Below are 26,597 nucleotides of genomic sequence, written 5' to 3' on the forward strand. Positions count from 1 at the left end.
TTGAATCGTCCCTTTGGCCGGTATCAAGGAGAGAAGCATATGAAATTGAAGACCATTGCGGCTGCCATGTTGTTCGGCTGTCTTTGCGCCGGAGCGGTTTCCGCTGCTGGCGAAATTGAAAAGCGCGAAGGCATGATGAAGCAAATCGGCGGCGCAATGGGCGCGCTGAATGCCATCGCCAAGGGCCAGAAGCCTTACGATGCTGAAGCGGTGAAGGCTGCTGTCACGACCATCAGCACCAATGCCAAGGCATTCCCTGATCAGTTCCCGGCCGGTACGGAAACCGGAAGTGCAGCCTCTCCAGCCATCTGGCAGAATTTTGATGACTTCAAGGCCAAGTCCGAAAAGCTCGGCGCAGACGCTGATGCCGTTCTGGCGCAGCTGCCTGCCGATCAGGCTGGCGTTGCAACCGCCATGCAGTCGCTCGGCGCTGATTGTGGTGTCTGCCACCAGACCTACCGCTTGAAGCGTTAAGCTTTAAGCCTGCTGAGAATGTGCGGCTGTTCAGCATGAGCCGCACATTCTGCTGACGATATCCATGGTCTGTCATCCCGATCGCTGGGGGTACGCGCAGACCGGCATTTTTCAGACTGTTTTTCAGACTGTGCATTTCGGGAGAATGATATGGCTTCGAAGCTTGTAAAGCTTGGTGCCGCCGCGGCTCTGGCTGCTGTTGCAGGTGCAGGCATTTTCTTCGTAGTTACGGCGCCGGACAGGCAGGCGCCAAGCCATTGGGCCAATGCCGGAACTCCAGATCTCGTCAATGGCGAAAACCTGTTCTGGGCCGGTGGTTGCGCAAGCTGTCATGCCGCGCCTGATGCTACGGGGGATGCCCTGTTACAACTCTCTGGCGGCGCGCCGCTGCATAGCCCGTTCGGCACATTCTATGCGCCAAATATCTCGCCGGATCCAAAGGCCGGTATTGGTGAGTGGACCCTTGCAGAATTTGGCGATGCCATGACCCGCGGCACCGGCCGCAATGGTGAGCACCTCTATCCGTCCTTCCCGTATGCTTCCTACGCGCGGATGCCCGCCAAGGATATCAGCGATCTATTTGCCTATATGAAGACATTGCCTGCCAGCGATCAAGTCGCACCGAACCATGACTTGCCATTCCCGTTCAACATCCGGCTTGCTCTGGGTGGCTGGAAGTTCCTGTATTTTGACGAAGGTGCGGCACGCGTCGAGCTGGCAAACGCCGATGCCGCACTGGTGCGCGGCCAGTACCTGGTCGAGGGGCCGGGCCATTGTGGTGAATGTCATACACCACGCAACCTGTTGGGTGGATTCCTCAAAGACAAGTGGCTGGCCGGTGGTCCCAATCCGGAAGGCGAGGGCAGCATTCCCAATATCACCCCTGGTTCCAGTGATATGGAAAACTGGGCTGATGCAGATATCGCAAGCTATCTGGAAACCGGCTTCACGCCAGAGTTCGACAGTGTTGGTGGCTCAATGGTGAAGGTGCAGCAAAACATGGCGCGACTGACAGCCGAAGACCGTGATGCGATTGCCGCCTACCTGAAGGCCATCCCGGCACGGTAATATCCAGTCTGAAAACTGATGTGGACGAATGGTGTGGCAAAAGCACCGTCGTCAACAGTCGGTTCTAAGCGGCTGCCAACGTAGGTTGACGGCAGGTAATGTCAGCGCATCCAGACATTTCGAACAGCCATGCCGATGATGAAAAGCGGTATGGACGCGTTACTCACGATATGCAGCATTCGTATTCGCGCGGCCAATCGGTCGCCTTTCTGTGCGCGTTGTTTCAGGATAGTATTGATCTTCGAAACATTCCTCCATCCGCCGAACCATGTTGGCTTCTGGTCATCCAGCCCATCTTCTCTGGCGATCTTGCGGGCGTAGAAATATGTTGTGTAACCACACACCATGCTCACTACGAGTACGGCCACTATCCACTGGTGCATTTGTTTTCCTCAACAACTAAAAATCACAAAAAACGCTCTTAACGTGCAAACCTTTAGTGGTTGATGATGCAGCGTTGAGGATGGATCGACTTCGTTAACCAAGCCTTTGAGAACCCTGCGGAATTAATCATCTCGTAAGCTGTCGCCCTCAGTAATGCCCGGCCTAGACGGGCGCTACCATTGCTTATTTCAGGCATGTGACGTCTCTGCATATTCGGGGTATGAAATGAATTCGATACTGACGTGCTTGGTGTATGAGCACGATATGCGACTGGTAGTGCTTGCGGGAATATTGTGCCTTCTTTCCGCGACGGTAGCGATGTTGCTGCTGCGGCGCGCTGTAAAAAGCAGTGGCTTACCTCGTGTGATCTGGATTGCTGCGACCGGCGGGGCAAGCGGGTTTGGCATCTGGACCACCCATTTCGTGGCAATGCTTGCCTATGATCCCGGTTTTGTGTTCGGTTATGAAATTAATGGAACGCTGATTTCGCTGGCGGTTGCCATCGGAACGACCGTGGCGGCTGCGGCCTGTGCGACCTACGATACCGGTCGGCACGGTACTGTTGCTGCAGGTGTGTTGTTTGGCATCGGCGTCACCAGCATGCACTTCATCGGCATGACAGCAATTGAACTGCCTGGCACCATTGTCTGGGATCGTTCCCTGGTCATTGCGGCTTCCATTTTGGCCGTTGCGCTATCTGTGCCAGCATTCGCGGTACGTCGCGCTGAAAGGACCAGCGGTTCACCTGTCATTCTGCCTGCCGCACTTTTGACGCTGGCAATCGTTGGCATGCACTTCACCGCCATGGGCGCGATCACTGTTGTGCCGGATTACTCCGCGCCAGCCAGCAACGTCATCTCTGCGGGCGTGATGGTTCTCATCATCACCTGCGTGACACTGTCCTTCCTGTTTTCCGGGCTGACGGCAGCAATGTTTGCCATGCGGGCAGAAATGGCAACGGTAGCTGGTGAAACCAATTTCCGACGCCTCGTACAGGGCGTTACCGACTACGCAATCTATATGCTGGATACTGAGGGACGGGTCAGCAACTGGAACGTCGGTGCCGAGCGCGCCAAGGGTTACACGGCAGACGAAATTGTCGGTCAGCATTTTTCAAAATTCTATTCACAGGAAGACAGGGCCGCAGGACTGCCTGAAAAGGCGCTTGAGACAGCCCGGACGAAAGGCAAATTTGAATCCGAGGGCCTGCGCTATCGCAAGGACGGTTCGTCCTTCTGGGCGGCTGTGGCAATTGATGCAATCTATGCTGATGACGGCACCTTGGCCGGGTACGCAAAGATCACGCGGGATTGCACCGAGCAGAAACGTGCTGCCAACCGCATTCAGGAGGCTTCTGACAATCTGGCGCTTGCTCTGGACAACATGGCCAATGGCATCATGTTGTTCGACAAGGACGAACGGCTGGTTCTGCAGAATACACGCCTCAATGAAATCGTTGGTATTCCTGATGACGCGGATCTGGTGGGCAAGACCTTCCGGGAAATCTGCGAACTGCCCTATGGCCATGATGCCGGCAGCAAGATCGACGCCTCTGATTTTTATCACGGCCATATCGACCTGATCCGCGCGCCGGAAGGTGGCGAGACCATTCGCACGATCCAGAACGAACGCACTGTGCGTGTCATTCATCGCCCGGCGGTGCAAGGTGCATGGGTGACAACCGTCGAGGATATTACCGAACGCGTTAAATCTGAAAACCGCATTGCCCATCTTGCTCGCCATGACGTCCTAACCGGTCTGCCAAACCGCCGCCAATTTGTCGAAACGCTGGATGCCGCTATTCGAGACGCCGATACACTGACTTCAAAGGTCGCCGTTATCGCAGTCGATCTCGATAATTTCAAAGAGGTCAATGACACGCTCGGCCACGCCGCAGGTGACAGCGTTCTGGTGACATTGGCAAAGCGCCTGGGCGAACGACTGCTAACTGGCGAAACGGTTGGCCGCCTGGGTGGCGATGAATTTGTTGCCATAAAAAGCTTCAACGATCAGACAGAGCTGGATGAATTCATCCGCCGCATGAACCGCTTGCTGACCACCAAAATCGAACTCTCTCACACCGAGATTATGCCGGGTGCCAGCCTTGGCGTGGCGATTTATCCGCAGGATGCTACTGATCGGGAAAAGTTGCTCAGAAATGCCGATATGGCTATGTACCGTTCCAAGGCCAGCATCGAACAGAAGATCAGCTTCTATGAAGCCGCGATGGACGAAGCGGCCAGGGAACGGCGGGCCATGGGCCGCGATATCTGGACTGCACTTGAGCAGAAGCAGTTCTACTTGACCTATCAGGTGCAGCGTTCGGTAAAGACCGATGAGGTCACCGGCTACGAAGTGCTACTGCGCTGGCTGCATCCGGAAAGAGGTCTCGTTTCACCAGTCGATTTCATTCCGATTGCAGAAGAATGTGGTGCGATCTCGGCGATTGGCGAATGGGTGCTGCAACAAGCCTGCCGTGAGGCCGCAGATTGGGACATCCCGCATAAGATTGCGGTCAATCTGTCCCCATTGCAATTGAACAATGTCATACTGGTCGAGAAGGTCCGGGAAATCCTGCTGGACACTGGCCTGCCTGCTGCGCGTCTTGAGCTTGAAGTCACCGAAAGCGCCATCATTGGCGACAAGGCGCGCGCACTGCATATCCTGCGCCAGATCAAGGCGATGGGCGTAACCATTGCGATTGATGACTTCGGCACCGGTTATTCGTCGCTTGAAACACTGCGTTCCTTCCCGTTCGACAAGATCAAGCTCGACAAGAGCTTCGTACATGAACTGGAAAGCCGACAGTCCAAGGCTTTCGTCCGGGCGATTGTTGCACTCGGCAAAAGCCTCGATGTGGCGGTGCTGGCTGAAGGTGTCGAGACTCGCGAACAGTTGCAGGTGCTTTTGTCGGAAGGATGCGACGAAGTTCAAGGCTTCCTATTCGGTCGCCCCGCAACACGCGAACAGCTGTCTGCTTCCACGCCTCTTCTTTTTGGTATCGGCAAAGCTGTGTGAGTTGATACCAAAAACGACTGCCCGTCTCGTGAGAAACGGGCAGTCCAAAATTCCGCAATATCAATGATGTACGGACGGATGAACAAAGGCAAGGAGCAATCCTTGCCTTTGTTGTTACGACGCCTTGGCCAGTCCCTTGGTGGCGGACTTTGGCTGGTAGATGGTGTTTTTCCCGTAACCGCGATCTTCGGGTCCAAGCTTGGACGCATCCGAGCCCGGCTCACGCTGCCATTTGCGGCGGTTAAGCTTGAAGCGCTTGACGAGATGTTCAAGTTCACCTGCACCTTCGGCCAATGCTTCGGAAATGGCGCTCATGCTGCTGACCATCGCTGCATTCTGCTGGGTCATCTGATCGAGTGAGCCGATTGCCGAATTGATCTCTGACAGCTTCGTGGATTGTTCAGAGGAGCCAATCGCGATGGCCTCGACATTGCTTTCGATGCTTTGCACAAAGCCCTGAATGTTCTTGAGTGCATCACCTGTCTTGCCAACCAGTCTGACGCCTTCATTGACCTCATTGGTCGAGTTCTTGATCAGGCCGGATATTTCCTTGGCGGCGGAGGCTGAACGCTGGGCAAGCTCACGCACCTCCTGCGCGACGACCGCAAAACCTTTGCCTGCTTCACCGGCGCGGGCAGCCTCAACACCGGCGTTGAGGGCAAGCAAATTGGTCTGGAAGGCGATTTCATCGATGACGCCAATGATCTTGGAAATCTCGCGTGATGCGGTTTCAATGCGCGCCATGGCATCAACCGTTGCATCAACTACCTGCACGGAATCGACAGCTGCAATGCGCGCGTCCTGAACCAGCTTGCGGGCCTCGGCTGTGCGGCCCGTGGATTCGCGAACCGTTTCGGTAATCTGCTCAAGGGCTGCGGAAGTTTCCTCGAGAGCAGCCGCCTGCTGCTCGGAGCGGGTGGCAATGCCACTCGCACTGGCGCGCATCTCGCCGCTTTTACTGGACAGCATGGCCGTTTCGGTCAGCACCTGCTCAAGGGTTTCCTGGAACTTTGCCAGCGACTGGTTGAAGTCGTGTCGCAGGTGGTCGAATTCAGGAACGAAGGGGTCGTCGATTGTCAGACGAATATTGCATTCCGCCAGACGTTCGAGACCAGCGCCCACTTCCTGAAGTGCCCGTACGCGACCAGAGACGTCGGTGGCAAACTTCACAACCTTGATGACCTTGCCTTCATCATTGAGGATTGGGTTGTAGGTCGCCTGAATGAAGATGGCACTGCCATCCTTGGTAATGCGCTTGAACTCGTCGGCATAAAATTCACCGGCAGCCAGACGTGGCCAGAACCCGGCATATTCATTGGAGGCAACATAGTCGGCCTCACAGAACATCTTGTGGTGGCGTCCCTTGATCTCTTGGAGGCTGTAACCCAGCGCCGAGCAGAAGTTTTCATTGGCGGTCAGGATCGTGCCATCCGGCTTGAACTCGATGACGGCCTGTGCGCGCGACAGCGCGGAAATCTTGCCCTTGCTTTCCACGCTCTCCTGCTTGGCGGCAGTAATGTCGGTGGCGATCTTCACCACCTTGACTACCTTGCCGCCGCGGATAATCGGGTTATAGCTGGCCTGGATCCAGATTTCTTCACCGCTCTTCGTCAGGCGGCGGAACTGGCGTTGCTCATACTGGCCGGAAGCGAGGCCCTTCCAGAACGTCGTGTAGTCTGCTGCGGCAGCGTCTTCTGCGCGCATGAACATTCTGTGATGACGGCCTTTGATCTCATCGAGTCGGTAACCGAGCGTCGCGCAGAAATTTTCGTTGGCGTCGAGCACCATGCCGTCGGGTGTAAAAGATATGATGGCCTGCGATCGGCTGAATGCAGACAGGATAGCCGCGGCTTCCGTGCTGAAAATGCGATCAAACCCCATAACTCCACCTGTCAAACTTGGTTAATGTCTATAACTATTCACTGGCAAATTTTAGTTAAAACTTTGATTAGATTTCCGCATTTTCAGCTCTAACGGTACAATCACCTTGTCACGCAGCGACACTGATTGCCCGATTGAAACGTCGCCCATTGACTCAAACCGTGCCGCGCCGGATAACAAAGATGTGATGGTTCCTTGCCGGGTTTTCCGGCGGGATGAAAAGGGAACACGATAGGGAATTGTCCTCATTCGTGGCTGCCCCCGCAACTGTGAACGGAGAGCCTGAAAACAAAGAGCCACTGGTCTGGCGCATCGATATGAAATCATAGTGATTTTGCACTATCGATGCGAAAAAACAGACAGACCGGGAAGGTGTTTTCAGGTTACGACCCGTGAGCCAGGAGACCTGCCATCGCGAGAGTGTCCATGCCGGCGGGGTGTCCGGAATTTGCGCGGTTTTGCGGAAATGCTTCGGCGGTTTCCTCTTTCTTCGTGTGCTTCCCCGTGGTGACGGATGTCGATTGCGGATCCGCGTGTCCATTGCATACGCTGCCGGTTCCGTTTTTGAGACTGCGTATGCATTGAGCGAGAGGGTTCACCATGTCTGTCCAAAACAACGCCGCCACGCAGGCGGTATCTGTCAAATCTGCCAGCGCAGTCCAGTCGCTTCTGGCCGTGTTCTGCGGCCTGTTCATCATCGGTTTTGTCGGCTTTTCGCATATCGAGGCCGTGCATAATGCCGCGCATGATACGCGCCATGTCAACGCCTTTCCCTGCCACTGAGGGAGAGCGGCATGTCGTCTTTTCGTAATATCGTTTTTACATCCGTTTTGGTGGGGCTGATCTGCGGACTTGCCGTCAGCCTCATGCAATATGTCGGCACCACACCGTTGATCCTGCATGCCGAGACATTCGAATCGGCTGGCGGTGAGGCCGGGCATAATCATGACGCAGCACCGGCAACCGGTGAAGCGGCTGCGTCTGCTGGCCACGCTCATGACGAAGAAGCCTGGGGACCGGCGGATGGTTTTGAGCGGAATGCCTACACGGCTGCTGCCAATATTCTGACGGCAATCGGTTATGCACTGGTTCTGACCGGCCTCATCTCACTGCGGGGCAGCAATATTGGCTGGCGTGAAGGTCTGTTCTGGGGGCTTGGCGGCTTTGCGGCCGTGGCTCTGGCACCGATGGTCGGTCTGCCGCCTGAATTGCCGGGAAGCCCGGCTGGTGAACTGGCCGCGCGTCAGGCCTGGTGGATTGGCACTGCGGTAGCAACAGCAGGTGGTTTAGCGCTTTTGGCTTTCCGTCGTGAGCCATGGGCTGCGGTTCTCGCCATCGTGCTGATCGCTGCGCCGCATGTCATTGGTGCGCCGTTGCCGCCGGAAGGCGAACATGCTTTGGCACCACTGCCACTGGAGCGTCGTTTCATCATCCTTGCCACACTCACCAGCTTTGTTTTCTGGGTGTTGCTAGGTGCCTTGAGCGGCACGCTCCTCAAGCGCTTTGAAGCGGCCAAGTGAACACCGGTTCTGCCGAATGGAGCGTGGCGCTTGATGCGCTGCGCTTTTCTGTTACCGGGCATGGCGGGCCTTGCGCCGTGCACCGCCTTGCTTTCAAGGCATTGCTTGGTGCATCACCGGATAGCGAGGCCTGCCTTGCCTGTTTTGCCGAGCATCAGGCTGCGTTTGAAGCCGCCGCCCTCGACAAGATCAAGCGACAAAATCTGGCGGCGGATAAAAGCCTTCATCTGAACAGTCGGGATATTCGTCGCGCATTGGGTAACGATATCGCGTCGGGTCCACAGCGTGTTTGCCGGGTTCTCGACCGCGATGTTGCCAGCTGAGTTATCTCAGCGGTGCTCGGCAGCAAACGCCTTGATTTCTGATTCTGCTTCCGGTCCCCACAGGTCAAGCGCCTTGAGGATCTCGGTGGTAAAACTGACCGGCGCGGTTCCCGCTGCCGTGATAACGCCTTGGTCGCGCACCGCCTGGGGCTGGTCGCGATAATAATCGGCACCCGAATAGGCTGGATAGGCGCGGTGTGAGGCAAGTGAGTTGCCAGTATGGGCAACGTCATTCAAAATGCCGGTGCCGGCCAGCATGCTGGCGGCCGCGCAAATGCCGGCGACCACACGTCCCTCCCGCCGGAACCGCTGCACCATTTCCGTGAAGTCCGGCGCGCTGCCACGCTCCCAACTCAGGCCACCGGGAACAATCAGTGCATCGATCAAGGCCGGATCAAGTGCACCATAGGCCACATCGGGCATGACTTTCAGGCCACCCATTGACGTTACGGGCGAACCATCCGGTGACGCAATGATGATCTCGGCACCCAGATAGCTGCGCGCCACCGCACTGAACAGGGCGCTTTCCCAATCGGCGAACTCGGGCGTCAATGCAATTGCAATACGGGTCATTGTCTTTGTCCTTGCTGACAGCAATCCAACGTTACGCAATAGCCTGCATGTAGCGCATGCCGGTGACCGGACGCGGTGTGAAGTCCATGTTTTCGTAGAAACGATGTGCAGCAACATTACCGGTGGCGGCGCTGACGGAAAGGTAGTCGCAGCCGCAACGCTTGGCGACATCGCGTGCACGCGATACCAGATGCTGGCCAGTACCGTGACCGCGATGACCGTCACGGACGTAGAGGTGGTGCAGTTCCATGCCGCGCCGCGCTTCCTGCGCTCTGTAGAGCGGAACGAGAATGGCGTAGCCGATCAACTCGTCGCCAGCTTCGGCAACAAGTGCGGTAATCCACGGAATAGGGCTGAACAGGTCGAGTTCCAGCTTTTCCGGCGTCATCACCGATGCGTCGCCGTGATGTTTGGCAAGCAAAGCGATCATTTCGTTGAGCTGTGGCAGGTCAGCCTTGCGTGCGCCACGAATGGTTACAACGGCGGGGCGTGGAAGGGTAATGGCACTGTCTTCGGTCATTTTTCGGTCCTTCGGGTTTTTTGAGGTGCCATCAGGACGTTTGAAAAACAACAAAGCCGCCTGACGGCGGCTTGTTGACATTATGATCTGTCGAGCCGCCCTTTACAGGTAGGCCCAAAAATACGTGCAGGAGATTGGTGCGCGATTGTTGATCATGGGCGACTAGATGCTCCTGAATCACAAGATTGTCAATCGGGATTTTTGCAGATGTTTCGTTTCAGTAAGGCCGACTGAAATTAATGCTCACTTTCGCACAGCTTATGGTCCGAAAGCGCCCGAATGACATAGCAATCTTCTATGGAATGTCCGTCGCAATGCGAGACGATCCGCTCCAGTTCCTGCTCCAGTTTTTTCAGCTTGGCAATTTTCTCGCGCACGGCGACGAGATGATCAGCTGCGATCCTGTCAGCACCCTCACAGGGCTGTTGCCGATGGTGGCTGAGGCGGATCAACTCACGGATGGCATCAATGTTGAGACCGAGATCGCGTGCATGACGAATAAAGGCCAGCCGTTCCAGATCGGCCTTTTCATACCGGCGCTGATTGCCTTCGGATCGCTCTGCCGCCTCAATCAGCCCCATCTGTTCATAATAACGGATGGTCGGAACCTTGACTCCCGTTCGCTTGGAAAGATCACCGATGGAAAGCATGTCCCGCTCCTCAAACCTATAGCTCTAGAAGACCTAAGGTTTTTCGCGGGATATTTCAATGTCAAACAGCGTCCACCTCGAGCGACTGTTCAGCATCGCTGTTGCCGGATTGGGTATTATCGACATCAAGCGATTGCTTGATTGCCGCTTTGATCTTTTCCTCAATGGCCAGACGTTCGTCTGCTGGCAGAGCGGCAAATTCTTCTTCGGAAAGACCCAGTTGTTCCAGTAGTTTGGCGCGGATCATTTCGCCCGGCGTCAATTGTGACCATTCCTGCAATTCGGCCAAAAGACGATCACTGGATGATGTATCAACTGCATCGCCTGACATGGTGGTGGCTTCAGACTGGAGTTGTTCGATGTCCCAAAGGGAAGATGCGAGAGACGCGTAGCTATTGACGCTGCTTGCGGCATCCTCGCGGCCACGCGAACCGGATTTTTCCTCGTCTGGTGTGAATGTTGCTCCCGATGTAACCGGCGAGAAGCTGTCTTCGCTTTTCGCGTCCCGTATTCTCGAACGCATCGGATAATAACTTTCCATATTTGAAATGGTCGTCATTGTGATTCTTCCTTCGGGAACCGTGATGACCAACATCTACGAGCCGAAACATTCGCGAGGGCTGCGTCGGCATGGTTCTGCACTTCGAAGTGCGCCTTTTTAGTTTCACAGAGTTATAGTATACCCCCCTATATTATATCTAGGAGCACCTCATGTCTCACACCGTTCGTGACAAGGAAAAGCTGCTGGCTCGTGTTCGTCGTCTCAAGGGGCAGATGGAGGCGGTCGAGCGTGGGTTGGAGGCAGAGAAGCCCTGCGGCGAAATCTTGCAACTGTTGGCCTCAGTGCGCGGCGCACTGTCCGGACTGACGGGCGAGATCATGCACGACCATCTGCATGAACATGTTGTGCATGCGGAAAGCCATGCTGAGCGTGAAAAGGCCGCCGATGAACTGGCGCAGGTCCTCAAAACCTATATTCGATGAGCGAAAGGTAACGGCCATGGCTGTTGATGGAAACTTTGCGGACAATGCACGACATGAGCACGTGTTTCTGGGCCGCGACCACGAGCGGAACGAGCGCCGTGTGTGGATGGTAATCGCGCTGACAAGTGTAATGATGGTAGCGGAAATTGCCGCCGGTACGATTTACGGATCGATGGCGCTCACAGCCGATGGCTGGCACATGTCCACTCATGCCGGCGCAATGCTGATTTCGGCACTGGCTTACATGTTTGCCCGCAAATATGCCCGCGACCCCCGGTACTCCTTCGGCACCGGCAAGTTCGGTGATCTCGCAGGATTTGCCAGTGCGGTCATCCTGGCGCTGGTGGCGCTGCTGATTGCCTGGGAAAGTGTGGTCCGCCTGGTGGCGCCGGTCGAGATTGATTTCAACCAGGCCATTCTCGTTGCTGTGCTGGGACTTGGCGTCAATCTGGTCAGTGCCTGGTTGCTGAAGGACGATCATTCGCACCATGGTCATGACCACGGACATGATGATCATCATGATCACGCCGGTCACGACCATCACGCTCACGCGTCGCACGCGTCTCGTGGTTCTCATGGCAGTCATGGAGGGCACGACAACAATCTGCGCGCCGCCTATCTGCATGTGCTGGCGGATGCCTTGACCTCGGTTCTGGCCATCGTTGCGCTCATACTTGGTAAATGGCAGGGCTGGGTCGTGCTGGACCCATTGATGGGTGTTGTTGGTGGTCTTGTTATTGCGCGTTGGTCCTGGGGGCTAATTCGCGCCACGTCGGGTGTGTTGCTTGATGCGACACCTGCCGATAAGGGGCTGCCCAAAACAATCCGCGATATCGTCGAGAAAGACGGTGATGTGGTGACCGATCTTCATGTCTGGCAGGTTGGGCCGGGGCATTACGCAACCATTGTTGCTTTGGTGTCTCCGGCTGGAAAAAGTCCTGAGCTTTATAAAAAGGAATTAAGTAAAGTTCCGAAACTGGCGCATGTTACCGTGGAAGTCTCCGCTGCCGCGTAATGCGGCACGGTATGTCAGAACTCTTCATATTCCTGATAGGCGCCCTGAACCCATTCCATCTTGGCGGCAACTTTTTCTTCTGCCGAGATGGGCTTGGAGCCATCCTGGTCAACAGGTGCGCGCGCCCCACCGACAGCCCAAAGAACATTGGCCAACGAACTGGATAGCACCGTGCTACTAACGGTCGGCGTGCCACTTCGTCTGCTCTGCTCCTGTTCCTGCTGCACAGGCTCGGCGTTCTTCTTGTCCAAGTCATGTATGCGACCCTGATAGGGGTTGCCACTAACGCTGCTTTCAATCTGCATGGCACTTATCCTGCGTTGAAAAATATGACGATTATCTATCGTCCAGAACTTGCGTCAGGCTGTTTTTTGCCGGTTTTCCGGGCTTGACAGGGGTAAAGGTGCTGCTTCGCGGCACTAAAACCACACATTCCGAGAAGAAATAACCGGTCATTACTTGGGGTGCGCAACCAATTTGCGCGCCAATGACTGTTTCAGCCAAGAATCGCCGGGGTCTTTATTTGGTTGTTGAGTCGGGGAGAGAATCGGTTGCTACACGGCCACTGAAATGCCGGTAGCAGGTTGTCCATCAAGACAGAGATCTTCAGAAATGCGAGATCGTCAAAAGCAACTGCCCCGGCATTGCGTTTGCAGTGCCGGGGCAGGGAATGTTGTATCAGGCCTTTGGCTTACGCTTGGCGAAGGGCTTGTCCTTCTTGGCTTGCGGCTTGCCAGCATTGTCGCCGGTCTTTTCAAACTTCGGCTTGCTGTCTTTTTTCTTCCAAGGCTTGTCGCTGGTCTTGGCTGCGAAGTCAGGCTTGCCGCCAAACTTCTTCGGCCCGGAGGAGGAGGGGCGGTCATCACGACGCTCACCACGCTTCTCGTCGCGACGCTCAAAGCTGCGGTCGTCACGGCGCTCAGTCGACATATCCGGCTTGCCCTCAAGGGCCTTGACGCGGATACCCTTTTCAAGGGCCATGTCTTTGCCGATCGAAGATACGAAACGGTCAACGGCATCAGCCGCCAGTTCCACATAGGTTTCGTTCTGCTGCATGCGGATCGCGCCAATATCCTGGCGGGTAAGCTTGCCGAAGCGGCACAGCATAGGAATGAGCCAACGTGGCTCGGCACTCTGCTTGCGGCCAACCGAAAGCGAGAACCATGCGCTGTCGGAAAACTCGTTGCGATCGCGGCGTGGCGCCGTATTGTTGTCGCCCTCAGCGTTTTCACGACGTGGCTTACGGGTGTTATCAACCGAAACCTCGGTTAACTCCTCCGGAGCGGAACGGCCGGAGTGGTAGAGGCGGATAAAGGCCGCTGCCACCTGTTCTGCGCCGTGCGTTTCAAGCAGCGTCTTTACAAAGCCGCTTTCGTCGTCGCTGATTGCCTGCGAAAGCGAGGCATCGGCCAAAAGGCGCTCGGCGTCACGCTCGATGATCTCGTCGGCAGATGGGGGACGTACCCACTGTGGCTGTACGCGTGCACCCTCGAGCAGACGCTCGGCCTTGCGACGCTGGTTGACGGGCACGATTAGAGCGCTGACGCCCTTGTTGCCAGCGCGACCGGTACGGCCACTGCGGTGCAGCAATGTTTCCGAATTGGTCGGCAGGTCGGCATGGATAACCAGTTCCAGACCGGGAAGGTCGATACCGCGTGCGGCAACGTCGGTTGCGATGCAGACGCGGGCACGTCCGTCACGCATGGCCTGCAGCGCGTGTGTGCGCTCGTTCTGTGTCAGTTCGCCGGACAGGGCAACAACAGAAAAACCACGGTTGTTGAAGCGCGCTGTCAGGTGATTAACGGCTGCACGGGTCGAGCAGAACACGATGGCATTGCGTGCTTCGTAGAAACGCAGCGCATTGATAATGGCGTTCTCGCGGTCGGCAGGTGCCGTCAGCATCGCGCGGTATTCAATGTCACCGTGCTGCTTCTGTTCGGAAGCGGCTGCGATACGAATGGCATTTTTCTGGTAGCTTTCAGCCAGCTTGGCGATGCTGCGCGGCACTGTTGCCGAGAACATCAGTGTGCGGCGATCCTTAGGAGAAGATTCCAGAATGAATTCGAGGTCTTCACGGAAGCCAAGGTCGAGCATTTCGTCGGCTTCATCCAGCACGACGGCGCGCAACGACGAAAGGTCGAGCCCACCGCGATTGATGTGGTCGCAAAGGCGGCCAGGTGTGCCGACAACAATGTGCGCGCCGCGTTCAAGCACGCGACGTTCGGTGCGAACATCCATGCCGCCGACGCAGGACGCAATCGATGCGCCAGACATTTCGTAGAGCCACTCGAGCTCGCGTTTTACCTGAAGGGCAAGTTCGCGGGTTGGCGCAATTACCAGCGCCAGAGGTGCGGCCGCAGGGCCGAAGGTTTTGCGGTCTTCCAGCAGGGTGGAAGCAAGTGCAAGACCGAAGGCTACGGTCTTGCCGGAGCCGGTTTGGGCGGAAACAAGCGCATCGGCGCCTTCCAGCTCAGGTGCAAGCATGGCCTGCTGCACAGGGGTCAAATCAGTATAGCCACGTTTTTGCAACGCCTGAGCGAGCGCCGGGGCAAGGCCCTGGATTTCTGTCATCTATCGTCTTTCGGAATTGGAGAGCGTCCGCCTGCACAGGTCTTGGAAACAGTGCTGGTGGACCATTCAGCCCCGGAAATACCGGTTCATTGGCCGCGCTTCTACTTGGAATACGCGGCTTTGTACAGTCCAGCAGTCGAAAATGCCTGAATTCAACGCTTCAAGCGCACTAACATGGTGAATATTGCCGGGAAAAAGTCACAGGCCTTACCCCAATGCAGGATGGATTTACCCAAGAAATTGAGATTGCTTGATCGGCAGCTGCTGTATCTCTGCTTCGCACCTATCAAACAAAGGAGCGCTCGCGATCAAGAATGCGATTGAGTGCCGCGACCTTTTGCTATTTGCAACTGCATTTACTCCGCCGTGTGACCAATCAGGTTTTTGGCCGGGCGAACCGATCTGCGAAAAACCGGCATTGCGCGTGCTTGACCTTTTCGGTAATAGACGCGCAACTTGAGGCTCAAGGTCATATTGAGCTGGTATGAGGTGCCGTATCCGCCGTGCGGACGGCGTAACGGGTGGTACTGGTCAAGACTATGGCTCGCATTGTCATGAAATTCGGCGGAACGTCCGTCGCCAATCTCGAACGCATCCATAACGTGGCGCGCCATGTGAAACGTGAAGTAGATGCCGGTCACGAAGTGGCCGTTGTTGTGTCTGCCATGTCGGGCAAGACCAATGAACTGGTTGACTGGGTGCAGAACATGCCCAAGGTCGCCGGTGCGGATTCACCGTTTTATGACGCGCGCGAGTATGATGCCATTGTTGCATCCGGTGAGCAGGTAACGTCTGGTCTTCTTGCCATTGCCTTGCAGTCTTTGGGTGTCAATGCCCGTTCATGGCAGGGCTGGCAGATCGCCATCCGCACGGATAACGCTCACGGTGCTGCCCGTATTCAGGAAATTGATGGTTCGGACATCATCCGTCGAATGGGCGAGGGGCAGGTTGCCGTTGTCGCCGGTTTCCAGGGCATTGGTCCTGACAACCGCATTGCAACGCTTGGCCGTGGCGGCTCCGACACCTCTGCTGTTGCTATTGCCGCTGCCGTCAAGGCAGATCGCTGCGATATCTACACCGACGTCGATGGCGTTTACACCACTGACCCGCGCATCGAGCCAAAAGCGCGTCGCATGAAGAAGATCGCGTTCGAGGAAATGCTTGAAATGGCATCGCTCGGCGCCAAGGTCTTGCAGGTCCGTTCCGTTGAGCTGGCCATGGTGCACAAGGTTCGTACCTTCGTGCGTTCAAGTTTCGAGGATCCCGATGCACCGGGCATGGGTGACCTTATCAATCCGCCCGGTACGTTGATTTGTGACGAGGATGAGATCGTGGAACAGGAAGTAGTCACCGGCATCGCTTATGCCAAGGATGAGGCTCAAATCTCCCTGCGCCGTCTGGCAGACCGCCCGGGCGTATCGGCAGCCATCTTTGGCCCGCTGGCAGAAGCACATATCAACGTCGACATGATCGTGCAGAACATCTCTGAAGATGGTTCGCGCACCGACATGACCTTCACCGTGCCGGCTGGCGACATGGACAAGGCGCTCAAAATCCTGGAAGAAAACAAGGCCCATATCGGCTTTGACGTTGTCCAGAGCGAGCCTGGCCTTGCCAAGGTTTCCGTCATCGGTATCGGCATGCGCAGCCATGCAGGTGTTGCTGCCAGCGCGTTCAAGGCGCTCGCCGCCAAGAACATCAACATCAGCGCCATCACCACGTCGGAAATCAAGATTTCTATCCTGATTGACGGTGCATATGCGGAACTTGCAGTTCGCACTTTGCATTCCGCTTACGGTCTGGATAAAAGTTGATTCGATAGCGGTGGTTCGCACTGCTTCGGTTTGCCGAAGCACTGTCCTCCGTTTGGAGCGTGCTTTGTATGATGCCTTGAGGAGTGGGCGTCGTACGAAGCACGCTCCAACTTGTTTGATGTGTGCATCACTCAAAACGTGAACCGTTTTCGTGCGGATGCTGTAGCGAATGAAGGAGCATCGCGATGAGAGACCTTGCAGCCGGTCCGCGCGTCCTCCTCAAGAAGCTTCGCGAAATGATGGCGGAGCAACTTGAGCCTCAGGAGCGCTTGGACCAGATTGTGCGGCAGATTGCCGGGAACATGGTCGCGGAGGTGTGTTCCGTTTACGTGCTGCGTTCTGATGGCGTTCTCGAACTTTACGCCACAGAGGGTCTGAACAAGGGTGCTGTACACCTAGCCCAGCTTAAAATGGGGCAGGGCCTTGTCGGTACCATTGCCGCATCGGCGCAACCGCTCAACCTTTCCGATGCCCAATCGCATCCCGCTTTCCGCTACCTGCCGGAAACCGGCGAAGAAATTTATCACTCTTTCCTCGGTGTGCCGATTTTGAGATCTGGCCGCACTTTGGGCGTTCTCGTTGTGCAGAACAAGGTCAGCCGCAATTACCGCGAAGATGAGGTAGAGGCGCTGGAAACGACTGCCATGTTGATTGCCGAAATCGTTGCGAGTGGTGAACTAAAGAAAATAACCAAGCCCGGCGTGGAGCTTGACCTGACGCGCGCAGTCAGCGTCGATGGCGATGGCTATAGTGAAGGCATCGGCCTTGGCCACGTCGTGCTGCATGATCCGCGTGTCGTGGTCACCAATCTTCTAAACGAGGATGCCGATACCGAAATCCGTCGTCTGGCTGAGGCGATCGGTTCCCTGCGCCTGTCGATCGACGACATGCTGCAGCGCCGTGACGTACCGACCGAAGGTGAACACCGTGAGGTTCTGGAAACCTACCGCATGTTTGCTCATGATCAGGGCTGGGTGCGGCGCATGGAGGAAGCCATCCGCAACGGCCTGACGGCTGAGGCGGCGGTCGAAAAAGTGCAGAGCGATACCAAGGCGCGCATGATGCGCCTGACCGATCCCTATCTGCGCGAGCGCATGCATGATTTCGACGATCTTGCCAACCGCTTGCTGCGCCAGCTTACCGGCTTTAGCGGGCGTGGCCCGGGCGAGGATTTCCCGAGCGACGCCATCATTCTGGCACGTGCCATGGGCGCTGCCGAACTGCTAGACTATCCGCGGGAAAAACTGCGCGGTCTTGTGCTGGAGGACGGCGCGGTTACCAGCCACGTTGTAATCGTGGCGCGTGCCATGGGTATTCCTGTTATCGGGCAAGCCGCAGGCATCGTCGCGCTGGCCGAAAACAATGACGCCATCATCATTGATGGTGATGATGGGCAGGTGCATTTGCGTCCAATCATGGACCTGCAGCGCGCTTACGAAGAAAAAGTACGGCTGCGCGCGCGTCGTCAGGAACAGTTCCGCGCTTTGCGCTCTGTCGATCCAATCACCAAGGATGGCCAGTTCATTAATCTCAAGATGAATGCTGGCCTGCTCGTAGACCTGCCGCAACTGGCCGAATCCGGCGCTGATGGCATCGGTCTGTTCCGCACCGAACTGCAGTTCATGATTGCCTCGACGATGCCGAAAGGCGAGGAGCAGGAAGCCTTCTATCGCAGCGTTCTGCGCAATGCGAAAGGCAAGCCTGTTACCTTCCGTACGCTAGACATTGGCGGTGACAAGGTTGTGTCCTATATGCGCGGACAGGAAGAGGAAAACCCGGCGCTTGGCTGGCGTGCAATCCGCCTGTCGCTGGACCGTCCCGGTCTGTTGCGTACTCAGATGCGTGCTCTGTTGCGCGCCGCCTCCGGTGCCGAATTGAAGATGATGCTGCCGATGATTACGGAAGTGTCTGAAATTCACGCGGTGCGCGAACTGATGCAGAAGGAAATTCAGCATCTGTCCAAGTTCGGCCATGCGCTGCCGCGCAAGCTGCAATTTGGTGCGATGCTGGAAGTACCAGCCTTGTTGTGGCAGTTGGACGAACTGATGCAGGAAGTCGACTTCGTGTCTGTTGGCTCGAACGATCTTTTCCAGTTCTCCATGGCAGTAGACCGTGGCAATGCCCGCGTTTCGGACCGTTTCGACATTCTGGGCAAACCGTTTCTGCGGATCCTGCGTGATATCGTGCGGGCCGGTGAGCGTAACAACAAGCCGGTGACGTTGTGCGGTGAAATGGCCGGCAGGCCGCTTTCAGCCATGGCACTCATCGGCCTTGGCTTCCGCTCAGTCTCCATGTCGCCCACATCGATTGGTCCGGTAAAGGCCATGCTACTGGGGCTGGATGTTGGTGCGCTGTCGGTCGAGTTGAATGCGGCGCTCGATGACCATAAATCTCTGGAAAGTCCGCGCGTCCTGTTGCAAAGGTTCGCCGCGGAACATTCCATTCCAGTCTGAAGCACAAGGGATTTCCCGCGTTTTTAAGCGCAATGTGTTTCAGGTCTTTTTGAATTCAAATACCGGAGCGAAGGTTGGCAAAGCTACCCGTCGAAAAAATGCGCGAGCTTTCAAGGCGTTTCGAGGAAATCGAAGCGCGGATGTCGGCTGGCCCTGCTGCTGATGTCTATGTGAAGCTGGCGTCTGAATATTCCGAGCTTCAGCCTGTGGTGAAGAAGATCCAGGAATATGAAAAGGCATTGGCCGAACAGGCCGACCTGCAGGCGCTGCTGGCTGACAAGACGACGGACCGCGACATGCGTGATCTGGCCGAAGCTGAATTACCTGATCTTTCCGAGCGCATCGAGCAGCTCGAAAAAGAGATGCAAATTCTGCTGCTACCCAAGGATGCCGCCGACGAAAAGAGCGCTATTCTGGAAATTCGTGCTGGTACTGGTGGCTCGGAAGCCGCTCTTTTTGCAGGCGACCTTTTCCGAATGTATGAACGATTTGCCAGCACCAAGGGCTGGAAGGTCGAGGTGCTGTCATCAAGCGAAGGTGACGCAGGCGGTTTCAAGGAAATCATCGCCACCATTACCGGGCGCGGCGTGTTTTCCAAGCTGAAATTCGAATCCGGTGTCCACCGCGTTCAGCGCGTGCCGGATACCGAAGCGAGCGGCCGTATTCACACGTCGGCCGCAACCGTTGCGGTGCTTCCCGAGGCCGAAGAAATCGATATTGAAATTCGCCCGGAAGACATTCGCATCGATACGATGCGGGCCTCCGGTGCCGGTGGTCAGCACGTTAACACCACGGACTCTGCGGTGCGCATCACTCACTTGCCGACCGGTCTCATTGTGACCAGTTCAGAGAAGTCGCAGCACCAGAACCGCGCCAAGGCCATGCAGGTGTTGCGTTCGCGCCTCTACGATATCGAACGACAGAAGGTCGACAGCGAACGGTCCGCCGATCGTAAAAGCCAGGTTGGTTCGGGCGATCGTTCTGAGCGTATCCGCACCTACAATTTCCCGCAGGGTCGTGTAACCGACCACCGTATCGGCCTCACGCTCTACAAGCTCGACCGGATGATCGAGGGCGAAATTGACGAGATGGTGGATGCGCTGATTGCCGATTATCAGGCCGGACAACTCGCACAGTTGGGTGAACAGCGCGGATGACGGTCGCACCGCGCACCATTGCCGACCTGTTGGCTGAGGCCCGCAAACGTTTCGACGCAGCCGGTGTCGCTGATCCGGTCTTTGACGCGCGCCTTCTGGTGAGCGGCATTCTCGGGCTGTCTCTGACCGATATTTTGCTCAAGGGCAGCGATAGTGTTGCCGATGATGTGGCGCAAGGGGTACTGGGTGCCATCGCACGGCGAGAAACCGGCGAACCTGTTCACCGCATTCTCGGCAAGCGTGAGTTTTACGGGTTGGAATTTTTTCTCTCGTCCGGCACGCTGGAGCCACGCCCGGATACCGAAACACTTGTTGATACCATTCTACCATATCTGCGCTCCGCAGTTGCCGCCAAGGGATCTGCGCAGCTGCTGGATATGGGGACCGGGACGGGCGCAATCTGTCTTTCGTTGATTCACGAATGTCCGGGCGCAGAAGGTATCGGCAGCGATATTTCCGAGGATGCCTTGGCAACCGCTTGGCGTAATGCGGTGGCAAATGATGTTTCTGACCGCTTTAAAACAGTGAAAAGTCACTGGTTTGACAAAATCGAGGGCAGTTTCGACATAATCGTGTCAAACCCGCCTTATATACGAAGCGCTGTCATTGAAACGCTGGACCGCGATGTGCGGGAGTTCGATCCCATGGCTGCGCTGGATGGCGGGCCGGATGGTCTGGAACCCTACAGGGCAATTGCCCGTGGTGCAGGCGGATTTTTAACAGAAAATGGCATCATCGGGGTCGAGATCGGGTTTGATCAGAGACAAGATGTTGAAACGATCTTCAAGTCAGCCGGTTTTCCTTGCATCGCAGGGGTGAAAGATTACGGTGGAAACGATCGCGTTCTAGTATTTCGAAAGTAAGGGAGCCGCTGCGCTTCCCTCCTGTTTTAAGGATATTTTGCAAAGCAAAAGAAAAGACTTGGTTTTCCGCATGAAGCGGGATAGTTTGCAGCCACATGCAGGGTGACTGAGGGCGAACTAGATTCGCCCGGGTTTGGTCAGTCCCTAGGGGAGTTCCTTGAAGAGCTCTGAAAGGCTGGGCGTTTCCGGCATGTGAATCATAAACTTCATTTCGCAAGCAACCCGGTAAAGCCATGGGGGCAACCGGACGCGAAGGCGAGGTCTTGATCCGGCCTGTCCGGCAAGCCGCGTGGTTAATTCGTGAGCACAACAGAATTCAGGTGAGCAATTGATGAGGCCAGGACAGCAAAATAAGCGCGGCCGTGGGCGTGGAAATAACAACAACAATAACAACAATAATGGCGGTGGTGGTAATAACAACTTCAACCGCAAGGGCGGGAATCCGCTCACTCGGACCTATGACAGCTCCGGTCCGGATGTAAAAATCCGCGGTACTGCCCAGCATATTGCTGAAAAATATTCCGCTCTGGCCCGTGATGCGCAAAGCTCCGGCGACCGGGTTATGGCTGAAAACTACCTGCAGCACGCAGAACACTACAACCGCATCATTGCTGCCGCACAGGCGCATATGCAGGAACGTGTCCAGCGTGACGAACGTAATGCTGACTACAACAATGAACGCGATGGCGACGACGTTGACGGCAACGACAACGACAGTGATAGCGACGACACAATCGGTTCCGCTGCTCCGCAGGTGCAGCAGTCTGGTGATGACGATGAACAGCCTTCCTACGATGATGGTAGCGGTCCGCAGCCAGTAATCGAAGGCACGCCACTCGAGGTCGCCGTGGAAGAAGAAGCTCAGGCCGCTGAGGCTCCTCGTGAGCGCCAGCCGCGCCGCCGCAGCACTGGCCCGCGTCCGCGTCGTCCACGTCGCACCGCTGAAAATGCGGAAGGTGGTGAAGAGGCCGCCGGTGGTGAGGCTGCTGCTGAGCCAGCCGCACTTGAAGGCGCCGCTGAATAAGCGACATACTTCCTATAAAGATCTTTCAAAAACCCCGGCTTGCCGGGGTTTTCTGTTTTGTGCAGATGCGGTCGCAACGACGAATCGTGCCGCAGCAAATTTGAGGATTGTCATGCCCTCATGTTTTTCTGCGTTGCGTTGTCTGCAACCTCTTTAAACCGCGAAAATCGCTTACCATATCAAGCACAACGGAAGGGCCGGTTGGCTGCTTCCAAAGCATGTTTCTATCCAGGACATGCAAAATGAAGAGGCGATGGTGCGGATATGTCCGTTGGCGTCGTAGCGGGGCTTGCCGTTATCGGGAGCCTTTACCCTAACATCCGGGTCTGTGCCGCTTGAGGGCAGGCCGGTTCAAGGAGGCATATATGAATATCGAAAAATACTCCGAGCGGGTGCGCGGCTTTTTGCAATCTGCCCAAACCCATGCGCTTGCTGAGGACCATCAGCAGTTTGCGCCGGAACACGTCCTGAAAGTATTGCTGGATGACGACCAGGGCATGGCGTCTTCGCTGATTGAACGTGCTGGCGGTAATGCCAAGGAAGCACGGCTCGCCAATGATATTGCGCTTTCCAAGCTGCCTAAGGTCTCCGGTGGCAACGGCGGACTGTCGCTGACGGCACCGCTTGCCAAGGTATTTGCCACGGCCGAAGACGCCGCCAAGAAATCCGGCGACAGCTTTGTCACGGTCGAACGCCTTTTACTGGCTCTGGCCATTGAAGGTAGCGCGTCGACGTCAGCGACACTGAAAAAGGCTGGTGTTACTGCGCAAGGCCTGAACCAGGTTATCAACGACCTTCGCAAGGGTCGCACGGCAGATACTGCCAATGCAGAGCAGGGCTTTGATGCGTTGAAGAAATTTGCGCGCGACCTGACTGCAGAAGCTCGCGAAGGCAGGCTCGATCCTGTGATTGGCCGCGACGATGAAATTCGCCGCACCATGCAGGTTCTGTCGCGCCGCACGAAAAACAATCCGGTTCTGATCGGTGAACCCGGCGTGGGTAAAACAGCGATTGCCGAAGGTCTGGCATTGCGCATCATCAATGGTGACGTGCCGGAAAGCCTCAAGGACAAAAAGCTGATGGCGCTCGATATGGGCGCGTTGATTGCCGGTGCAAAATATCGCGGTGAATTTGAAGAGCGCCTGAAGGCTGTTCTGAACGAGGTCCAGTCAGAAGACGGCGGCATCATCCTGTTCATCGACGAAATGCACACGCTGGTCGGTGCGGGCAAGGCAGATGGCGCAATGGATGCGTCCAACCTGCTGAAGCCGGCTCTGGCGCGTGGTGAGTTGCACTGCGTTGGCGCGACCACGTTGGATGAGTACCGCAAGCACGTTGAAAAAGATCCGGCTCTCGCCCGTCGTTTTCAGCCAGTTTTGGTTGATGAACCGACCGTGGAAGACACGATTTCCATTCTGCGCGGCTTGAAGGAAAAATACGAGCAGCACCACAAAGTCCGTATTTCGGATTCGGCGCTGGTGGCATCGGCGACCCTGTCTAACCGCTATATCACCGACCGCTTCCTGCCGGATAAGGCGATTGACCTGATGGATGAAGCCGCATCGCGTCTTCGTATGCAGGTGGATTCCAAGCCGGAAGAACTGGACGAACTGGACCGTCGTATCATTCAGCTGAAGATTGAGCGTGAAGCCTTGAAGCAGGAGACCGATGTGTCCTCTGCCGACCGGTTGAAAAAGCTGGAAGACGAACTGGTTGATACAGAAGAGAAGGCCGATGCGCTGACGGCGCGCTGGCAGGCGGAGAAGCAGAAACTCGGCCATGCTGCGGACCTGAAAAAGCAGATCGATGATGCACGCAACGAATTGGCGATTGCCCAGCGCAGTGGCCAGTTCCAGCGGGCAGGTGAGTTGACCTACGGCATTATTCCGGGCCTTGAAAAAGCACTGGCTGCGGCGGAAGAACGCGACGCAAGTGGTGCTGGTTCAATGGTGCAGGAAGTGGTGACGGCGGACAACATCGCCCAGGTTATCTCGCGCTGGACAGGTATTCCGGTAGACCGGATGTTGGAAGGCCAGCGTGAAAAGCTGCTGCGTATGGAAGACGAACTGGCCAAATCAGTGGTCGGTCAGGGTGAAGCCGTTCAGGCGGTTTCCAAGGCGGTGCGCCGTTCGCGTGCCGGTTTGCAGGACCCCAACCGTCCAATCGGTTCGTTCATCTTCCTCGGCCCGACCGGTGTTGGTAAAACCGAGCTGACAAAGGCGCTGGCGCGCTTCCTGTTCGACGACGAAACCGCGATGGTTCGCTTGGACATGTCGGAATACATGGAGAAGCATTCCGTGGCTCGCTTGATCGGTGCGCCTCCCGGTTATGTCGGTTACGAGGAAGGTGGTGCACTGACGGAAGCCGTGCGTCGCCGCCCATATCAGGTCGTGCTGTTCGACGAGATCGAAAAGGCGCATCCGGATGTGTTCAACGTGCTGTTGCAGGTTCTTGATGATGGCCGCCTGACCGACGGTCAGGGTCGTACCGTCGATTTCAAGAACACCATCATCATCATGACCTCGAACCTCGGTTCTGAATTCATGACGCAGATGGGCGACAATGACGATGTGGAATCGGTGCGGGAACTGGTCATGGAAAGGGTGCGTAGCCACTTCCGTCCAGAGTTCCTCAACCGTATTGACGACATCATCCTGTTCCACCGCCTGCGGCGTGAAGAAATGGGCGCGATTGTCGATATCCAGTTGAAGAGACTGGTGGCCCTGTTGTCCGAGCGCAAGATCACGCTTGATCTGGATGAAGACGCCCGTGTCTGGCTTGCCAATAAGGGTTACGATCCGGCCTATGGTGCACGTCCGCTGAAACGCGTTATTCAGAAGACGGTACAGGACAAGCTGGCTGAAATGATCCTTGGTGGCGAAGTGCCTGATGGCTCTCGCGTCAAGGTGACATCCGGCACCGACCGGCTGCACTTCAAGGCAAAAGCCGGCAAGGGCAGTACGGAAACCGAAGCAGCTGCCGACGCTGCTTAAGGACTAAATCAGGGCACCCGATCGGGTGCCCGTTTTGTTTGTGCGTTCGCTCTGAGTGCCTGACGGCTTCATGCACCGCCATCCTGTCCGCTTGGCGCGACAATCTTTCCCGCTCAGTCCGTCTTTGGATGCGGCTTTCCATTCGCCAACAAGCGCGCAATCACAGCAATTCAGATGCTCAGCCCGAGGTCTGGGAACAATCTTGCCTCAAATAACGTTGACGTAGTCTGTTGCAAGTAATTCGCAATTGCATTTCAAAAATAAACATGCCACCTTGTTGCAAATGGTTCTTAATAGCGTAGTGTTGGTGTGAGCAAGGAGTGACTTATGTTTGATATTGTCAGGCGCGGGCTTTTGGGCGGAATGGCTGCCGTGGTGGCGTTGGGTGTTACCGGTGGTGTGGCGTTTGCGCAGGAAAAGTTCAAAGCCGTTACGACTTTCACGGTCATTGCTGACATCGCCAGAAATGTCGCCGGCGACGCTGCCATCGTCGAGAGCATCACCAAGCCTGGCGCTGAAATTCACAACTACCAGCCGACGCCGGGCGATATTCGCAAGGCGCAGGGCGCGCAGCTCGTGTTGTGGAACGGCCTTAACCTCGAATTGTGGTTTGAGAAGTTTTTCGTAAAACTCAGAGATGTGCCAAGCGCTGTTGTATCCGATGGTATTGAGCCGATGGGCATTTCCGAAGGTCCCTATGAAGGCAAACCCAATCCGCATGCCTGGATGTCGCCCAATGCAGCACTGATCTATGTCGACAATATCCGTGATGCTTTCGTGAAATATGATCCGGCCAATGCCGAGACCTACAAGGCCAATGCGGAAAGCTACAAACAGCAGATCAAGGACGCCATCGAACCAATTCGTCAGGAGCTGGCATCCCTACCTGAAAACAAGCGCTGGCTTGTGTCGAGCGAAGGCGCATTTTCTTATCTGGCACGCGATTTCGACCTGAAAGAACTGTACTTGTGGCCCATCAATGCCGACCAGCAGGGCACACCACAGCAGGTGCGTAAGGTTATTGATGCCGTTCGTGAAAACAAAATCGGCGTCGTCTTCTCGGAGAGCACCATTTCCGCGGCACCGGCAGAGCAGGTGGCCCGCGAGACCGGTGCAAAATACGGTGGCGTTCTTTATGTCGATTCGCTGACTGAAGCTGACGGTCCGGTGCCAACCTATATCGACCTGCTGAAGGTCACATCCGATACCATTGCCAAGGGACTTGCATCGTCCTCCTGACATGATCCGAATTTTTACGGCCTGCAGTTTTTGCAGGCCGTTTGTTTTTGTAACCGCTGAAAAGGAATGCTTT

23 protein-coding genes and 1 riboswitch are annotated in these 26,597 nt (G+C 56.0%); of the genes, 15 read left to right on the forward strand and 8 right to left on the reverse strand.

The features are described from left to right. Positions 1-39: 39 nt before the first annotated feature. Both ACZ5FM_RS03075 and ACZ5FM_RS03080 read left to right on the forward strand, forming a co-directional pair. Positions 40-474 carry a c-type cytochrome gene (locus tag ACZ5FM_RS03075; RefSeq protein WP_192487259.1) on the forward strand — a complete coding sequence of 145 codons (435 nt, stop codon included), beginning with the start codon at positions 40-42 and terminating at the stop codon, positions 472-474. Positions 475-624: 150 nt separating this feature from the next. Continuing rightward, complete coding sequence (locus tag ACZ5FM_RS03080) at positions 625-1,542, forward strand: c-type cytochrome (protein WP_464039678.1); 918 nt, start codon at positions 625-627, stop codon at positions 1,540-1,542. 101 nt (positions 1,543-1,643) lie between these two features. On the opposite strand, the gene ACZ5FM_RS03085 is transcribed toward ACZ5FM_RS03080, so the two are convergent. After that, positions 1,644-1,925, reverse strand: coding sequence for a hypothetical protein (locus ACZ5FM_RS03085; protein WP_464039679.1), 282 nt, complete (start codon positions 1,923-1,925; stop codon positions 1,644-1,646). A 226-nt stretch (positions 1,926-2,151) separates the two neighbouring features. On the opposite strand from ACZ5FM_RS03085, the gene ACZ5FM_RS03090 reads away from it, so the two are divergent. Continuing rightward, on the forward strand, positions 2,152-4,944 hold the full coding sequence (locus tag ACZ5FM_RS03090; protein ID WP_464039680.1) for a bifunctional diguanylate cyclase/phosphodiesterase: 2,793 nt from the start codon (positions 2,152-2,154) through the stop codon (positions 4,942-4,944). 114 nt (positions 4,945-5,058) lie between these two features. Here the strand turns inward: ACZ5FM_RS03090 and ACZ5FM_RS03095 are convergent, their stop codons facing one another. Next, positions 5,059-6,825, reverse strand: a complete 1,767-nt coding sequence (locus tag ACZ5FM_RS03095) for a methyl-accepting chemotaxis protein (protein ID WP_464039681.1) — start codon at positions 6,823-6,825, stop codon at positions 5,059-5,061. A 171-nt stretch (positions 6,826-6,996) separates the two neighbouring features. Continuing rightward, positions 6,997-7,253, forward strand: a riboswitch (cobalamin riboswitch). Between the two features lie 172 nt (positions 7,254-7,425). On the opposite strand from ACZ5FM_RS03095, the gene ACZ5FM_RS03100 reads away from it, so the two are divergent. Genes ACZ5FM_RS03100 through ACZ5FM_RS03110 form a run of 3 tightly spaced genes read left to right on the forward strand, consistent with a single transcriptional unit; the run spans position 7,426 to position 8,668 of the window. Continuing rightward, entirely contained in the window at positions 7,426-7,608 is a 183-nt protein-coding gene (locus ACZ5FM_RS03100; RefSeq protein ID WP_464039682.1) for a CbtB domain-containing protein, read from the forward strand. 11 nt (positions 7,609-7,619) lie between these two features. After that, a complete protein-coding gene (locus tag ACZ5FM_RS03105) occupies positions 7,620-8,345 on the forward strand; it encodes a CbtA family protein (RefSeq protein ID WP_464039683.1) in 726 nt (241 codons plus the stop codon). Beyond that, complete coding sequence (locus ACZ5FM_RS03110; protein WP_464039684.1) at positions 8,342-8,668, forward strand: hypothetical protein; 327 nt, start codon at positions 8,342-8,344, stop codon at positions 8,666-8,668. The genes ACZ5FM_RS03105 and ACZ5FM_RS03110 overlap by 4 nt, the downstream gene beginning before the upstream one ends. 6 nt (positions 8,669-8,674) lie before the next feature. Here ACZ5FM_RS03110 and ACZ5FM_RS03115 read toward each other — a convergent pair whose 3' ends face one another. The 4 genes from ACZ5FM_RS03115 to ACZ5FM_RS03130 all read right to left on the reverse strand — a co-directional run bounded on the left by ACZ5FM_RS03115 (position 8,675) and on the right by ACZ5FM_RS03130 (position 10,970). Continuing rightward, positions 8,675-9,241, reverse strand: coding sequence for a type 1 glutamine amidotransferase family protein (locus ACZ5FM_RS03115; RefSeq protein ID WP_464039685.1), 567 nt, complete (start codon positions 9,239-9,241; stop codon positions 8,675-8,677). A 31-nt stretch (positions 9,242-9,272) separates the two neighbouring features. Next, a complete protein-coding gene (locus ACZ5FM_RS03120) occupies positions 9,273-9,761 on the reverse strand; it encodes a GNAT family N-acetyltransferase (protein WP_192487268.1) in 489 nt (162 codons plus the stop codon). A 236-nt stretch (positions 9,762-9,997) separates the two neighbouring features. After that, positions 9,998-10,411 carry a MerR family transcriptional regulator gene (locus ACZ5FM_RS03125; protein ID WP_250983089.1) on the reverse strand — a complete coding sequence of 138 codons (414 nt, stop codon included), beginning with the start codon at positions 10,409-10,411 and terminating at the stop codon, positions 9,998-10,000. A 61-nt stretch (positions 10,412-10,472) separates the two neighbouring features. Beyond that, positions 10,473-10,970, reverse strand: coding sequence for a hypothetical protein (locus ACZ5FM_RS03130; RefSeq protein WP_464039686.1), 498 nt, complete (start codon positions 10,968-10,970; stop codon positions 10,473-10,475). A gap of 152 nt (positions 10,971-11,122) precedes the next feature. On the opposite strand from ACZ5FM_RS03130, the gene dmeR reads away from it, so the two are divergent. Continuing rightward, entirely contained in the window at positions 11,123-11,395 is a 273-nt protein-coding gene (gene dmeR / locus ACZ5FM_RS03135; protein ID WP_464039687.1) for a Ni(II)/Co(II)-sensing transcriptional repressor DmeR, read from the forward strand. Between the two features lie 16 nt (positions 11,396-11,411). Then, positions 11,412-12,410 (forward strand): CDF family Co(II)/Ni(II) efflux transporter DmeF, encoded by a 999-nt coding sequence (gene dmeF, locus ACZ5FM_RS03140; protein WP_464039689.1) that lies wholly within the window; start codon positions 11,412-11,414, stop codon positions 12,408-12,410. A gap of 14 nt (positions 12,411-12,424) precedes the next feature. Here dmeF and ACZ5FM_RS03145 read toward each other — a convergent pair whose 3' ends face one another. Further along, positions 12,425-12,715, reverse strand: coding sequence for a hypothetical protein (locus ACZ5FM_RS03145; protein WP_464039690.1), 291 nt, complete (start codon positions 12,713-12,715; stop codon positions 12,425-12,427). A 373-nt stretch (positions 12,716-13,088) separates the two neighbouring features. Beyond that, entirely contained in the window at positions 13,089-14,981 is a 1,893-nt protein-coding gene (locus tag ACZ5FM_RS03150; RefSeq protein WP_464039692.1) for a DEAD/DEAH box helicase, read from the reverse strand. Between the two features lie 539 nt (positions 14,982-15,520). Here ACZ5FM_RS03150 and ACZ5FM_RS03155 point away from each other — a divergent pair. The 7 genes from ACZ5FM_RS03155 to ACZ5FM_RS03185 all read left to right on the forward strand — a co-directional run bounded on the left by ACZ5FM_RS03155 (position 15,521) and on the right by ACZ5FM_RS03185 (position 26,524). Next, the gene (locus ACZ5FM_RS03155) at positions 15,521-16,795 is read left to right on the forward strand and encodes an aspartate kinase (RefSeq protein WP_250983083.1); all 1,275 of its coding nucleotides are present in this window, start codon (positions 15,521-15,523) and stop codon (positions 16,793-16,795) included. Between the two features lie 185 nt (positions 16,796-16,980). Beyond that, a complete protein-coding gene (gene ptsP, locus ACZ5FM_RS03160; protein WP_250983082.1) occupies positions 16,981-19,248 on the forward strand; it encodes a phosphoenolpyruvate--protein phosphotransferase in 2,268 nt (755 codons plus the stop codon). A gap of 74 nt (positions 19,249-19,322) precedes the next feature. After that, positions 19,323-20,405: a peptide chain release factor 1 gene (prfA, locus tag ACZ5FM_RS03165; protein WP_464039693.1), complete on the forward strand. Its 1,083-nt coding sequence runs from the start codon at positions 19,323-19,325 to the stop codon at positions 20,403-20,405. After that, positions 20,402-21,268 carry a peptide chain release factor N(5)-glutamine methyltransferase gene (prmC, locus tag ACZ5FM_RS03170; RefSeq protein ID WP_464039694.1) on the forward strand — a complete coding sequence of 289 codons (867 nt, stop codon included), beginning with the start codon at positions 20,402-20,404 and terminating at the stop codon, positions 21,266-21,268. Before prfA ends, prmC begins: the two co-directional genes overlap by 4 nt. Before the next feature lie 331 nt (positions 21,269-21,599). Then, entirely contained in the window at positions 21,600-22,292 is a 693-nt protein-coding gene (locus ACZ5FM_RS03175; protein WP_250983080.1) for a DUF4167 domain-containing protein, read from the forward strand. A gap of 365 nt (positions 22,293-22,657) precedes the next feature. Next, positions 22,658-25,285, forward strand: coding sequence for an ATP-dependent chaperone ClpB (gene clpB, locus ACZ5FM_RS03180; RefSeq protein ID WP_275640710.1), 2,628 nt, complete (start codon positions 22,658-22,660; stop codon positions 25,283-25,285). A gap of 327 nt (positions 25,286-25,612) precedes the next feature. Further along, complete coding sequence (locus ACZ5FM_RS03185; RefSeq protein ID WP_464039695.1) at positions 25,613-26,524, forward strand: metal ABC transporter substrate-binding protein; 912 nt, start codon at positions 25,613-25,615, stop codon at positions 26,522-26,524. Positions 26,525-26,597 lie beyond the last annotated feature (73 nt).

Source organism: Agrobacterium sp. 5Ca50 (assembly GCF_055381905.1).